Raw genomic sequence first — 13,875 nt, 5'->3', positions numbered from 1 at the left:
GCCTGAAATATCAGGTCGACCGCAGCCATCCCTTGTTATAGGCGGCGACCAGGAAAGCCTGGGTGTCGCGGGCGATTGCCTCGGGCTGGCCGGGAAAGGCCTGGTCGAGATCGGCGACGATGGCCTCGGCCGTGCGCATGCCATCGCAGCGCTTGAGAATTTCTCCGGCTGCCGGATTGAGTTTGATCAGGCCTTCCGGGTAGAGCAGGATGTAGGCGTCCTGGCTGGCTTCCCAGCGGAAGACGAATTGCGGGCTGAGGCGCGGACGTTCATCGGTAATCATGGCGACACCTGCTCGGACGGGGAAACAAAAGGTGGCGGCAGCAGCTGCCGCCACCGGGCTGCCTAGCGAACGTAAACGTAGGCCGTGACTTCGAAGCCGAGGCGGATTTCGCAATAAGCGGGGGTTTGCCAGTTCATGGTGTGTCTCCTTGTAGGTGTGAAACGACAGGCGCCGTTTCTGAATCCATTATTGAGAAGCGCTCCCGGCGCGGCGCCCGGGCATTTGCCAAAAGCGGCTCATGATTTTCATGAGATCGCTCAGGCCGTCTCGCCCATCTTGCGGTACGGCCCCCAACCGTCGACCTGCATCGGGCAATGGGCGAGCAACATGGCGTCGAGCATGCTCCACAGGATGTCGAGCTTGAACTGCAGGATGCTCAGCGCCCGCTCCTGCAACTCGCGGGTGTTGAAATGGCCGAGCGTGATGCGCAGGCCATGCACGACGTCGCGCGGCGCTTCGTTCAAGCGGCGGCGGAAGTAGTTGTAGCCCTCGGCCTCGATCCACGGATAGTGGGTCGGCCAGTGATCGAGACGCGACTTGTGGATGGTCGGTGCGAACAGCTCGGTCAGCGATGCGGCAGCGGCCTCCTGCCACGGCCGCTGGCGGGCAAAATTGACGTAGGCATCGACGGCGAAGCGGACGCCGGGCAGCACATGCTGCTGCGAGACGATTTCCTCGCGACTGAGGCCGACCGCTTCACCGAGGCGAATCCACGCTTCGATGCCGCCCGCTTCGCCCTCGAAACCGTCGTGATCGAGAATGCGCTGCACCCAGTGGCGACGCACTTCGCGCTCCGGGCAGTTGGCCATGATCGCCGCATCCTTGATCGGGATGTTGATCTGGTAGTAATAGCGGTTGGCGACCCAGGCCTGGATCTGCTGGCGGGTCGATTTCCCCTCGCCCATCATCACCTGGTAGGGATGGTGGATGTGGTAGCGGTCGCCCATCGCGCGCAGCTTGTCCTCGAAGACTGCTGCGGTCCACGGCTGCAAATCGTCCATTTTCATGTTGTCTCTCCGTACTCGATAAGCATCCCGTCCGCGGCCAGTTCGATGCCGGCCCGCGTCAGTTCGGCGCGCTCCGGCGAGTCCTCGTCGAGGATGGGATTGGTGTTGTTGATGTGGATCAGCAGCTTGCGCGGCTTCGGGTAGCGGGCCAGCAGCGCCATCATGCCGTCCGGCCCGGACTGCGGCAGATGGCCGATCGAGCGCGCCGTCTTGGTCGAAATGCCGAGGCGGATCATCTCGTCGTCGGTCCAGAACGTGCCGTCGAGCATGACGCAGTCGGAGTCGGCCAGGAACGGTTCGAGATGCGGCTCCATGGCGCCGAAGCCGGGCGCGTAGAAGACTCGCTGGCCGCTCCGCTCGTCCTCGATCAGCATGCCGATGTTGTCGCCCGGATGCGGGTCGTGGCGGTGCGGCGAATACGGCGGCGCCTTGCTGGTCAGCGGCACCGGCGTCAGGCGCAGCCCCGCCGCCCCGGGAATGGAGAAGGACGACGGGGGAACGACCGACACCGGCTGCCAGCGCACGGTGCAGAAATGGGACAGGACGTTGAATACCGGGTTGCCGCTAGTCAGGTCCTCATGCACCTGCGCCGTACACCAGACATCGAGCGGCTTGCCCTCGCGCAGCATGAAGAGGCCGGTGGTGTGATCGATCTGCGCATCCATCAGCACGACGCCGACGATGCCGGTATCGCGCAGGCCGCGCCCCGGCTGCAGCGCCGGGCTGGCGCGGAACTGCGTCAGGATGTCCGGTGAAGCGTTGAACAGGACCCAGTCGACGCCATTGGCGCTGACCGCGATCGACGACTGGGTGCGCGGCGTGGCCCGCAGGCTGCCGTCGCGCACCCCGGCGCAATTGCGGCAGTTGCAGTTCCACTGCGGGAAGCCGCCACCGGCGGCGGAGCCAAGGACAAGTATTTTCATGGCCCCAGTGTGCGCCGACCTGCTCCGGCCGGCCTGCAGGGAAGGATGAATTGGGCCTCATGCTTTTCTGGAGTTGGCGGGCCGCCGGTTTTTGCCCTTTTTTACCGGTCGACCGCCGGACTCCGCTGTACCGCCCGAAAACAAGCTGTTTACAGCAGGTGCCCTCCAGGCGAATACTGCAAGCCACCTGAACGCCCCGCCCAGGAGCCCGCTTGATGCCCCTCCCCCAGTTTTCCCTGAGCAGTCGTTTATGGCTGGTGCTGGCCATGGTGCTCCTGCCGCTGGTCGGCCTGACCATTTACGACTACCAGAGCGAGCGCCACAAAGCCAACGCCAGCCTCGAACGCGAAGGCCGCTTGCGGCTCAACAAGGTGCAGGTCGAGGAAGAAGCGGCGCTGCGCCAGATCCGCCAGACCTTGCAGACGATGGCGACAGCCGACAACATGCAAACGCTGTCGCCGGGCGACTGCAGCGCGCTGGCCGAACGCATGCTCAAGGCCAGCGAAGGCTTGGCGAACATCGGCGCGGTGCTGCCCAATGGCGATGTTTTCTGCAGCGCCAAGCCGTTCAGCACTGTTCAAAACGTCGCCGACCGGACCTGGTTCCAGAAGGGCATGCAAAGCCGCGAACTCAGCCGCGGCCAATATCTGCTGGGCCCGATCAGCAAGCAGCACAACATCACCTTCAGCTATCCCATGCTCGACGCCGACGGCAAACCACGCGCCCTGCTCTTCCTTGGCGTGACGCTGGATTGGTTTGACCGTTTCACGAAAAGCCAGGAACTCCCGGAAGGCTGGACATCACAGCTCTACAACGTGGATGGCACGGTGATCTCCCGTTATCCTGACCCCGAGTTGTGGCGAGACAAGCAATTGAGCGCCGCAAGCCTGGCGCGCTTTCTTGAAGCACGACGCCGGGGGGAAAACCGGGTCGTGATGACCGGCCTCGACGGCGTCGAACGGTTGTTCATGCTGGCCCCGGTCGGCATCGCCAACGAGCAGCTCATCGCCAGTATCGCCGCACCGCTCAGCCAGACGCTGACGCGGATCGAGCATTCCTTCTGGCAGCGCCTCGCCGTGCTCGCCGGGCTGACGCTGCTCTCGGTCATCTTCGGCCGCTACTATCTTTATCGGCTGATCGAAACCTGGGTTGAGCAGACGGAAAACGCCGCGCGGCGAGTGGCAAGCGGCGATCTGTCGACGCGGCTACCGAGCACCAAGATGCCGCAGGAGTTCGCCCTCCTCAATCAGCGCTTCAACGAAATGGCCAGCGCCCTGCAGCAGCGCGAAGCGCAATCGCTGACCGACCAGCAGGCGATCGAGGCGCTGAACCATGAACTGACCGAAAAACTGGCCACCCTGCAGGCTGCCGAACAGCGCCTGCGCCTGCTATCCACGGCCGTCGAACAGAGCCCGACGGCGATCATCATTACCGACGTCGACGCCAGGATCGTTTTCGTCAATGAGGCATTCACCCGGGCCAGCGGCTACAGCGCCGCCGAGGCAATCGGTGCCAACCCGCGCATCCTGCACTCGGGGGAAACCCCTCAGGAAACCTATGCCTCACTCTGGCCGACCCTGCTCGCCGGCCAGACCTGGCGCGGCGAGTTCATGAACCAGCGCAAGGATGGTTCGCACTACCTCGAGCGGGCGACGATTTCGCCGGTCCGCGATGAACAGGGTGCAACCACGCACTACGTCGCGGTCAAGGAGGACGTTACCGAGGCCCGCCAGATCGAGGCCGAACTGGCCAATCAGCGCAACCGCCTGGAGCAGCAAGTCAGCCAGCGCACCTACGAACTGGCCGTCGCCAAGGAAAGGGCGGAAGCCGGCAATCGCTCGAAATCAGAATTCCTGGCCAACATGAGCCATGAAATCCGCACCCCGATGAATGCCATCATCGGCCTCAACTACCTGTTGCTGCAAAGCCCGCTGCAGCCTCAGCAAAGGGACAAGCTGGCCAAGGTTTCGGCGGCGGCCAATCACCTGCTGCACATCATCAACGACATTCTCGACCTGTCGAAAATCGAAGCCGGCAAGCTACTGCTGGAACAAAATACGTTTTCGCCGCGCGACCTGCTCGGCACGGTCGCCGAACTGATCCGCGACCAGGCCGTCGGCAAGGGCCTGAGCGTCATCATCGACAGCGACGCCCTGCCGCGACTGGTCTGCGGCGACGCCAACCGCCTGCGCCAGATCCTGCTCAACTTTGCCAGCAATGCGCTCAAATTTACTGGTCAGGGCTCGATCACGCTGTCGGGCAAGGTCGTCGTCGGCGATGCGCAGGCCTGGGTCTGCCGCTTCGCGGTCAGCGATACCGGCATCGGCATCGAGCCGGAAGACACCGGGCGCCTGTTCAATGCCTTCGAACAACTGGATGGCTCGACGACGCGCCGCTTTGGAGGAACCGGGCTGGGCCTGGCCATTGCCCGCCACCTGGCGCAATTGATGGGTGGCGACGTCGGCGTCGACAGCACGCCCGGCCAGGGCAGCACTTTCTGGATCACGACCCGCCTCGGCCGGGTCAGCAGCCCGCTGCTGGCCGACGAAGCGCCGGTCGTCGCCGATTGGCAGCCGGCCCAGATGCAAGGCCGCATCCTGCTCGCCGAGGATGATCCGATCAATTGCGAAATCGCCGGCGAATTGCTGAGCAGCGCCGGCCTGCAGGTCGAAACCGCCGCAAACGGCATTGCTGCGGTCGACCTGTTCAAAGAGGCATATTTCGACCTGATCCTGATGGATGTCCAGATGCCAGTCATGAACGGCCTCGACGCCACCCGCCAGATTCGCGCCCTGCCCGGCGGCGGCGAGATTCCGATCATTGCACTGACGGCCAATGCCTTTAGCGAAGACAAGGAGCAGTGCTTCGCCGCCGGCATGACCGATTTCCTGGCCAAGCCGGTTGATCCCGACACGCTCTACCAGATGCTTGGCAAGTACCTGACCGAAATCCACCAGGCAACGGCTGGCCTGATCAAGGAAGCGGACAGCATCGACCGCCAACAACTCAGCCAGCATCTCGACCGGCTAGCCAGCCTGCTCGCCAGCGGCGATGTCGAGGCCAGCCATCTTTTCGCCCGCCTCGCCGCAATCCTGAAAAGCGACTGGCCGGAGGATTATGAAATCCTGCGCCAGGAGATCAGCACCTTCAATTACGATGCCGCCTTCGAACTGCTGCAAGCGCTGCAGGAAAAAATTGCCTGAAAATTGCGCCAGGCGGCACGGCATCGCTTGTCGTGCCCGCCGAGTCGAGAGACACTGCTGAAAACAAAACAGACATGATCGGAGCGTAGGGATGAGACATCCGGAATGGGAGGCGCAGGGCGGCAGCAAACCGATCGTTCTGGCAGTCGACGACATCCCGGATAACCTCAGCGCCATTTCCGAAATGGTGCGCGCCCTCGGCGTCGATGTCCGGGCCGCCACCAACGGCCCGACCGCCTTGCGCTATGCCCGGCTCGAACCCCGCCCCGACCTCATCCTGCTCGATGTCATGATGCCCGGCATGGACGGCCATGCCGTCCTCGCCGAACTGCGGGCCCAGCCGGAAACCTGCGACATCCCGGTCATCTTCGTCACTGCCCTGACCGACCCCGAGGAAGAAGAAGCCGGCCTGCACGAAGGTGCCGTCGACTACATCACCAAGCCGATCAAGCCGGCGGTGTTGCGGGCCCGCGTCGAGGGCCACCTTGAACTGAAACGCGCCCGCGACCTGCTGGCCGGGCAGAAACTCTGGCTGGAGCAGGAAGTCAGCCGCCGGGTTGCGGAAAACAACCAGCTCAACGCCCACCTGCAGGTTGCGCTGTCGACCTCCGGCTTCGGCACCTGGGAACACGACCATCAAACCGGCAGCATGCGCTGGAGCGACTCCCTGGCCCACATCCTGGGCCGGGAAAGCGGGCCGCCGAGCCTCGGCGAATTTCAGTCGCTGATCCATCCGGAAGACCGCGGCACGGCAGACAAGGGCATGGCCGAGGCGCTGACCGGGGGCGACGAGATTTACCTCGACGAAATCCGCTTGCAGCATCAGGCCGGCCATTGGGTCACGCTTGAAGTTCGCGGCCGGGTCATTCGCCGCGATGCCGAGGGCAAGCCACAGCTCATCCTCGGCACGATGGCCGACATCAGCCGGCGGAAGGCTGCCGAGGCCGAACAGCGGCTGACCTCGGCGGTTTTTGCCGGGATCAACGACGGCATTTGCGTGACCGACGCCAAGGGCAACATCCTGCTGATCAACGCGGCCTTTACCAAGGTTACCGGTTACCGCCCCGAAGAAGTGTTCAACCAGAATCCGCGCCTGCTTCAGTCCGGCGTGCATGGCCCGGCCTTTTACCGGGAAATGTGGGACTGCATCAACCAGCACGGCAACTGGCAGGGCGAAATCACCAACCGACGCAAGGATGGCGAACTGATCACCGAATGGCTGAGCATTTCGGCCGTCCAGGATGCGCACGGCCAGCCGATGCACTACGTCGGCATCTTCAGCGATCTTTCCGAACGGCAGAGCGCGGCCGAGCGCATCCAGTACCTGTCCAGCTACGACCCGCTGACCAACCTGCCCAACCGCAACCTGTTCGCCGACCGCCTCGGCCAGTCGCTGATCAGCGCTCACCGCTTCAAGCGGGAAACCGCCGTCATCCTGCTCGACCTCGACCGCTTCCGGCTGATCAACGACACGCTCGGACCGCCGGTTGGCGACGAGATCCTGGTCGAGGTCGCCCGCCGCCTCGGCCTGCAGGTGCGCGATGGCGACACCGTCGGCCGGCGCTCGGGCAACGAGTTCGGTTTCGTGATGGGCAGCCTCGGCCATGAACGCGATGCCATCGCCCTCGCCCAGCGCATGCTCGATGCGATCGCCGTTCCCTTCGAGCTCAACGGGCAGTCGGTCGTCATCACCGCCAGCATCGGCATCAGCGTCGCACCGCGTAACGGCGTCGATGCCGACGCCTTGCTGAAAAGCGCCGATGCCGCCCTGCTCCGCGCCAAGAAAGGGGGCCGCAACACCTTCCGCTTCTACTCGCCGGAGATGGATGCCGATGCCGCCCGTCGCCTCGGGCTCGAAGCAGCGCTGCGCGAGGCGCTGGCGCGCCAGGAACTGTCGGTGCACTACCAGCCGCAGATCAGCCTGGAAAGCGGCAACATGATCGGCATGGAAGCCCTGCTGCGCTGGAACAACCCACAGTTCGGCGCCATCTCGCCGCTCGAATTCATCCCGATTGCCGAAGAAACCGGACTCATCCTGCCGATCGGCGAATGGGTCCTGCGCACCGCCTGCCAGCAGACCCGGCAGTGGCTGGACCTCGGCCTGGTCAATCTGCGGGTGGCGGTCAACCTGTCCACCCGCCAATTTCGCCAGACCAACCTGGTCGGCGTCGTCCGCCAGGTGCTGGCCGAAAGCCGCCTGCCGGCCGGCGCCCTGGAACTGGAAATCACCGAAAGCGCCTTCATCGACGATATCGAGGAAGCCATCGTCCAGTGCCAGGCGCTGAAGGCGCTCGGCACCAAACTTTCGCTCGACGATTTCGGGACCGGCTATTCCTCGCTCGCCTACATCTCGCGCTTTCCGTTCGACAAGATCAAGATCGACCAGGGCTTTGTCCGCGACATCATCGAAAACCCGGTCAATGCGGCGATTGCCACCGCCGCCATCGTCATGGCGCGCAGCCTCAACCTGTCGGTCCTTGCCGAGGGGGTGGAAACCGAGGCCCAGGCCGACTTCCTGCGCGGCCGACGGTGCGATGCGATGCAGGGCTTCCTGTTCAGCCGCCCCTTGCCGCCCGCCGAATTCGAACAACTGCTGGCCAGCAACAAACGGCTGCCGCTGGTCGACAAGCCGCGCGACAGCGGCCAGACACTGCTCGTCGTCGATGACGAACCGCACATCCTGACCTCGATTTCGCGCCTGCTGCGCCGCGAAGGGTTCCAAATCCTGACTGCACAGTCGCCGGCCGAAGCCTTTGAACACCTGGCCAAACATAGCGTTCAGGTGGTGCTTTCCGACCAGCGCATGCCGGACATGTCGGGCACCGAGTTTTTTGCCCGGGTCCGCCAACTCTATCCAGACACCATCCGCATCGTGCTCACCGGCTACACCGATCTCGATTCGGTCACCGGCGCGATCAATCGCGGCGCGATCTACAAATTCCTGACCAAGCCATGGGATGACGACCAACTGCGCGAACAGATCCGCGAAGCCTTCCGACTGGCCAAGGACACGCACCCGCACAGCCCGCCCCCGCCAGCCAATGACCAGTAGCCCGCTTTTCGCATTTCTCAGGCTGTTCGTTCCCGGCGCACTGGCCATCCTGCTGGTCGGCATGTTCTACAGCAACAGCGAGGAGAACCACCGGCTCGACAAGATCAAGCACCAGGAAACGCTCGATGTCGGACTAGCCGCGACGACGCTGTTGCGCCAGATGGACGGGGTGCTCGGCGACATCGCGTATATCGCCGGTGACCTGACGCTGCAGCAACTGGCCAACAATCCGGCCTCCGCTGAAATTCGCCGCCTGGAAAGCAGCTTCATCAACCTTTCGGGCGCCAAAAAGGTTTACGACCAGATCCGCTGGATCAACCAGGCCGGCCAGGAAGTGATCCGGGTCGATCTGCGGGATGGCCAGGGCCGGCTGGTGCCCGCCGACAAACTGCAAAACAAGGCCGATCGCTATTACTTCCGCGAGGCGATGCAGGCCGACGCCGGCCGGATCTATCTTTCGCCGCTCGATCTGAATGTCGACAACGGCCAGATCGAAAAACCCTTCAAGCCGATGTTGCGCATCGCAACAGCAGTCGCCGACCGGCAAGGCAACAAGCAAGGCGTCGTCGTCCTCAATTACCTCGGCGATGTGCTGCTCAAGCACTTCGTCAGTAGCGGCGAGGCCAGCGGCAAGCACCTCGCGCTGCTCAACAGCGCCGGCTACTGGCTGCATGCCCCCAATGCCGCCGACGAGTGGGGATTCATGTTCAACGATGCCAGTCGCAGCCTGGCCGCCCGCTATCCGGGCAGTTGGCAGCGCCTGCAGGCCGCGAACGGACAGTTTGCCGACGAGCATGGGCTGTGGACTTACCAGAGCGTGCAACCCTATCCGGCCGGCAACGGCGCCGGGGTCGCGAGCGAGGATTATCGCTGGCTAGTCGTCTCGCATCTGAGCAATGACCAACTGGCAACCCTGATCCACCCGGCCGCCAACGGAAAATGGCTATTCACTGCTCTCCTGTTGCTGCTGCTCGGTGCCGCCATTTATTACCTGCAGCGCAGTCAGGCCCGCGAACGCCAGGCGGAAAAACGCTTTCGCACCATCTTCGACCATGCCATGGTCGGCATCGCCCGGACTTCGCTCGACCGCCGCTGGATCGAGGTCAACCCTGCCTTGTGCCGGCTCCTCGGCTATTCAGCCAGCGAACTGGTGCAAAAGACATGGGCCGAGATGACCCACCCGGACGATCTGAAATTCAACCAAATCCAATACGAATCGGTGATCAAGGGCCAGGCGGACGCTTATACGCTGGAGAAACGCTTCATTCGCCGCGATGGCAGCATCCTGCACGCCTATATCGCGGCCTGCGGTATCCGCAAGCCGGATGGCACACTCGACTGTTTTGCCGTGGTTATCGAAGACATCACCGACCGGGTGTTGGCCGACCAGGCGCGCGACCAACTGGTCCAGACTCTGCAGGGCTTCATCGACCATCTGCCGGGTGCGGTTTACGTCAAGGATGCCGAATCGCGTACGCTGTTTGCCAACAAGCGCTTTGTCAACGCACTCGGCCTGCGCACCGAAGACCTCCTCGGGCGCAGGCCGGAAGAGATATTCCCCGGCGAGGCCGGCCGGACGATAGTCGCCGAAGACCGGCGCATCCTGGCCACCGGCACCACCGAGACGACCGAACTCGCCTTCAATGGTCAACACTACGAGAGCACCAAATTCATCATCCCGCGCGACAAGGAGTCGCCCTGGCTCGGCGGCATCACGCTCGACGTGACGACGCGCCATCTGGCGGAACTCAACCTGGCCCAGCAGGTCAAGCGCTCTGCCGTCTTGCTGGAGTTGCCGAAAAAAGCCGAGGAAATGGCCGAGCAGGCCTTCATGCAGTACGCGCTGGAATGCGCCGAGGCACTGACGCAAAGCTCGATCGCTTTCATGCATTTCATCAATGACGATGGCGAGAGCATCGAACTCGTTGCCTGGTCGAAGAACACGCTCGAAAAATATTGCCATGCCACCTTCAACAACCATTACCCGTTGAGCGAAGCAGGCCTGTGGGCCGATGCGGCACGCCGGAAAGAAGCGGTCGTCATCAACGATTACGCCGCGGCCCCCGACAAGCACGGCCTGCCGGCGGGGCACTCGGTCCTCAACCGCTTCCTCAGCGCCCCGGTGATGGATGGCAGCGCGGTCCGCATGGTGACCGGGGTCGGCAACAAGGGCAGCGACTATTCGGAATTCGATATCGAGACGGTACAACTGATCGGTAACGAAACCTGGCGCATCGTCCGCCGGCAACGCTCCGAAAACGCCCTGCGCCTGGCCACGCAAGTCGTCAATGCCAGTCCGGTGATCTGCTTCCGCTGGGCGGCCAGCGAGGGCTGGCCGGTGGTCTTCGTCTCGGACAACGTCCGGCGCTGGGGTTACACGGCCGACGACCTGAAAGCCGGGCGCCCGCAATTTGCCGAACTGGTTCACCCCGACGACCTGGCCCGCGTCGTCGACGAGGTGAGCAGGAATACGGCGGCCGGCCTGGCCGGCTACGAGCAGGAATACCGGCTGCTGACCGCCGAAAACAAGGTGATTTGGGTGGTCGACCGCACGATTGTCCAGCGTGACGTCAGCGGCCAGGTCGAGTTCTACGATGGCGTACTGACCGACATCACCGAGCGCAAGACCCAGCAACTGATGCTGGCCGAAACGCTGGCGCAGCAGAAAAAACTGAACAAGCGGCTGGAAGATGCCGGGCAGCAATTGCTGCAATCGGAAAAGATGGCCTCGATCGGCCAGCTCGCCGCCGGCGTGGCGCACGAACTGAACAACCCGATCGGCTTCGTGCATTCCAACCTCGGCACCCTCGACGGCTACCTGCACGACCTGATGGCGATCATCGCCGCCTACGAAAAGCTGGCCGATACGGGCGGCGTCGATGCGCAGCAACTGGCCGGTGTCCATCGCCTGATGGAAGAACGCGACTACGGCTTCGTCAAGCAGGACATTTTCAGCTTGCTGGCCGAATCGAAGGACGGCCTCGGGCGGGTCCGCAAGATCGTCCAGGACCTGAAGAGCTTCTCGCGCGTCGGCGAACAGGAATGGCAGGAAGCCGACCTCGAGCAGGGTATCGACTCGACGCTGAACATCGTCTGGAACGAGCTCAAGTACAAGTGCAAGGTGATCAAGGAATACGGCGACATTCCGCATGTCTATTGCCTGATCTCGCAGTTGAACCAGGTCTTCATGAACCTGCTGGTCAATGCCGGCCACGCCATCGAAAAAGAGGGCAGCATCACCATCCGCACCCGCCGGCACGGCGAAGACATGGTCTGCCTCGAGTTCATCGACACCGGCAAGGGCATTGCGCCGGAACACCTCAACCGCATTTTCGAGCCCTTCTTCACCACCAAGCCGGTCGGCAAGGGCACGGGACTCGGGCTTTCCCTGTCGTACAGCATCGTCGAGCGCCATCAAGGCCGCATCGAGGTGGAGAGCCAGCCGGGTGCCGGCAGCACCTTCCGCCTGCTGCTCCCCTTGCGCCCGCAGCCGACGCCTGAGAAACAAGATTCGGAGATTTCATCATGAGCGAGGCCGTCGCCTCCCCCACCCTGCTCTTCGTCGATGACGAACCGGGCATCCTGTCGGCCTTGCGCCGCCTTTTCCGGCCGCACGGCTATCGCATCTTCATTGCCGAAAGCGGCGCCGCCGGTCTGCAGATCCTCGAAAAGGAAACGATCGACCTGGTCATCTCCGACATGCGCATGCCGGAAATGGATGGCGCCACCTTTCTCAAGCAGGTCCGCAGCCGCTGGCCGCAGGTCATGCGCGTGCTGCTCACCGGCTACGCCGACATCACCTCGACGGTGGCCGCGATCAACGAAGGCGAGATCTATCGCTATGTCGCCAAGCCGTGGGACGACAATGAGATCGTCAGCATCGTCCGCGAGGCCACCGCACGGCAGCGCCTGGAAAGCGAAAACCGGCGCCTGACCGCCCTCACCCAGGCCCAGAACGAAGAGCTGAAAGCCCTCAACGCCAGCCTGGAACAGAAGGTCGCCGAACGCACGGCCGAATTGCGCCAGGCCCTCAGTTTTGTCGAGCAATCGCACGGCGAACTGAAAAAGGCCTTCCTGACCAGCGTCCAGGTCTTTGCCGGGGTCATCGAACTGCGCAGCGGCCCGGTCGGCAGCCTGACCGCCGGCCATGGCCGGCGCGTCGCCGAGCAGGCGCGCAGCGTCGCCAAGCGCATGGGCCTGCCCGATGCCGAGGTCCAGAACATCATGCTGGCCGGCCTGCTGCACGACATCGGCAAGCTCGGCCTGCCCGACGAACTGCTCGGCAAGGCCTACAACACGCTGAGCGGCGAGCAGCGCGCCCTGGTCATGAAGCACCCGGTGATCGGCCAGAACATCCTGATGGGCATCGAGAAATTCAAGGACGCCGCGCTGCTCGTCCGCCATCACCACGAATGCTACGACGGCAGCGGCTACCCGGACCGCCTGGCCGGCATCGCCATTCCCCAAGGTGCCCGCATTCTCAGCGTGGTCAACGAATACGACTCGCTGCAGATCGGTACGCTGGTCCAGCGCCCGCTGAAGGCGAGCGAAGCGCTCAGCTTCCTGGTCGAAAATCGTGGCAAACGTTACGACCCGGTCGCGGTCGACACCTTCGTCAAGCTGATTTCCGAAACGCAAAAACCGGCGATCAGCGAACTGCCGCTGCGCACCATGCACCTGAAGCCGGGCATGACACTGACCCGCGATCTGACCCACCGCGACGGCTACATGCTGCTCGCCAAGGGCAGCGCGCTGACCGGCGAGATCATCGGGCAGCTGATCCGCATGGAACAGACCGAACAACAAACGCTGACGCTCTATATTCGCCAGGAGGAAAAATGAGTCGCATCCTGATCGTCGATGATGAGGAATCCATCCTCAAATCCCTGCAACGCGTCCTGCGCCTGGCCCCCTGCACCTACGGCAACAAGACTTTCGCGCTCGAAGTGCAGGCTTTCAGCTCACCGCAAGCGGCGCTCGATGCCGCCCAGCGGGAAGATTTCGATCTCTTCATGAGCGACTACCGCATGCCGGGCATGGACGGCGTCGAGTTTCTCAAGGCGGCCAAGGCCGTCCAGCCCGATGCGGCACGCCTGATCCTGTCGGGCTACGCCGACCTCAATGCGCTGACGCGAGCGGTCAACGAAGTCGGCATCGACCGTTTCATCGGTAAGCCGTGGAACGACTACGAGCTGATGTCGGCCATCGGCCAGGCCCTCACCCACCGGGAACTGCTGCTCGAAAACCGTCAACTGGCCAATCTGGTCCGCCTCGAAATGGGCGACACGACGGCGGAACAACTGGAAGCCGAACGACTGGAAAAGATCGAGCCGGGCATCACCGAAGTCAATTGGGGACCGGATGGCTCGGTCGTCCTCGACCCCGAGTTTCTCGACAAAAGCTGAAC

The 13,875-nt window shown here is 63.3% G+C and carries 9 protein-coding genes; 5 read left to right on the top strand and 4 right to left on the bottom strand.

The features are described 5' to 3' along the window. Positions 1–10: 10 nt before the first annotated feature. The 4 genes from pqqD to pqqB all read right to left on the bottom strand — a co-directional run bounded on the left by pqqD (position 11) and on the right by pqqB (position 2,213). Positions 11–283 carry a pyrroloquinoline quinone biosynthesis peptide chaperone PqqD gene (pqqD, locus tag GH663_RS10940; protein WP_153131711.1) on the bottom strand — a complete coding sequence of 91 codons (273 nt, stop codon included), beginning with the start codon at positions 281–283 and terminating at the stop codon, positions 11–13. 62 nt (positions 284–345) lie between these two features. Beyond that, positions 346–420 carry a pyrroloquinoline quinone precursor peptide PqqA gene (pqqA, locus tag GH663_RS21445; protein ID WP_084019755.1) on the bottom strand — a complete coding sequence of 25 codons (75 nt, stop codon included), beginning with the start codon at positions 418–420 and terminating at the stop codon, positions 346–348. 120 nt (positions 421–540) lie between these two features. After that, on the bottom strand, positions 541–1,290 hold the full coding sequence (gene pqqC, locus GH663_RS10930; protein WP_211371122.1) for a pyrroloquinoline-quinone synthase PqqC: 750 nt from the start codon (positions 1,288–1,290) through the stop codon (positions 541–543). Continuing rightward, positions 1,287–2,213 carry a pyrroloquinoline quinone biosynthesis protein PqqB gene (gene pqqB / locus GH663_RS10925; protein WP_153131709.1) on the bottom strand — a complete coding sequence of 309 codons (927 nt, stop codon included), beginning with the start codon at positions 2,211–2,213 and terminating at the stop codon, positions 1,287–1,289. The genes pqqC and pqqB overlap by 4 nt, the downstream gene beginning before the upstream one ends. A gap of 215 nt (positions 2,214–2,428) precedes the next feature. Here pqqB and GH663_RS10920 point away from each other — a divergent pair, with 215 nt between their 5' ends. The 5 genes from GH663_RS10920 to GH663_RS10900 all read left to right on the top strand — a co-directional run bounded on the left by GH663_RS10920 (position 2,429) and on the right by GH663_RS10900 (position 13,873). After that, positions 2,429–5,416: a response regulator gene (locus GH663_RS10920; RefSeq protein WP_153131707.1), complete on the top strand. Its 2,988-nt coding sequence runs from the start codon at positions 2,429–2,431 to the stop codon at positions 5,414–5,416. Between the two features lie 91 nt (positions 5,417–5,507). After that, positions 5,508–8,468, top strand: a complete 2,961-nt coding sequence (locus GH663_RS10915) for an EAL domain-containing protein (RefSeq protein WP_153131705.1) — start codon at positions 5,508–5,510, stop codon at positions 8,466–8,468. Continuing rightward, positions 8,458–11,997 carry a PAS domain S-box protein gene (locus tag GH663_RS10910; protein WP_170291399.1) on the top strand — a complete coding sequence of 1,180 codons (3,540 nt, stop codon included), beginning with the start codon at positions 8,458–8,460 and terminating at the stop codon, positions 11,995–11,997. The genes GH663_RS10915 and GH663_RS10910 overlap by 11 nt, the downstream gene beginning before the upstream one ends. After that, positions 11,994–13,310 (top strand): response regulator c-di-GMP phosphodiesterase, NosR family, encoded by a 1,317-nt coding sequence (gene nosR, locus GH663_RS10905; RefSeq protein WP_153131701.1) that lies wholly within the window; start codon positions 11,994–11,996, stop codon positions 13,308–13,310. The genes GH663_RS10910 and nosR overlap by 4 nt, the downstream gene beginning before the upstream one ends. Continuing rightward, positions 13,307–13,873 (top strand): response regulator, encoded by a 567-nt coding sequence (locus GH663_RS10900; protein ID WP_153131700.1) that lies wholly within the window; start codon positions 13,307–13,309, stop codon positions 13,871–13,873. Before nosR ends, GH663_RS10900 begins: the two co-directional genes overlap by 4 nt. Positions 13,874–13,875 lie beyond the last annotated feature (2 nt).

Origin of the sequence: Dechloromonas hortensis (assembly GCF_009469765.1) — a bacterium.
GTDB classification, from domain to species: Bacteria; Pseudomonadota; Gammaproteobacteria; order Burkholderiales; family Rhodocyclaceae; genus Azonexus; species Azonexus hortensis.
Note: the sequence above shows the minus strand (reverse complement) of the source record. Positions and strands in the feature narration are given on the sequence as shown.

Coding starts and splice junctions, on each gene's coding strand:
- pqqB (WP_153131709.1), bottom strand. CDS start 2,213: ATGAAAATACTTGTCCTTGGCTCCGCCGCCGGTGGCGGCTTCCCGCAG.
- GH663_RS10900 (WP_153131700.1), top strand. CDS start 13,307: ATGAGTCGCATCCTGATCGTCGATGATGAGGAATCCATCCTCAAATCC.
- GH663_RS10910 (WP_170291399.1), top strand. CDS start 8,458: ATGACCAGTAGCCCGCTTTTCGCATTTCTCAGGCTGTTCGTTCCCGGC.
- nosR (WP_153131701.1), top strand. CDS start 11,994: ATGAGCGAGGCCGTCGCCTCCCCCACCCTGCTCTTCGTCGATGACGAA.
- pqqC (WP_211371122.1), bottom strand. CDS start 1,290: ATGAAAATGGACGATTTGCAGCCGTGGACCGCAGCAGTCTTCGAGGAC.
- pqqD (WP_153131711.1), bottom strand. CDS start 283: ATGATTACCGATGAACGTCCGCGCCTCAGCCCGCAATTCGTCTTCCGC.
- GH663_RS10915 (WP_153131705.1), top strand. CDS start 5,508: ATGAGACATCCGGAATGGGAGGCGCAGGGCGGCAGCAAACCGATCGTT.
- GH663_RS10920 (WP_153131707.1), top strand. CDS start 2,429: ATGCCCCTCCCCCAGTTTTCCCTGAGCAGTCGTTTATGGCTGGTGCTG.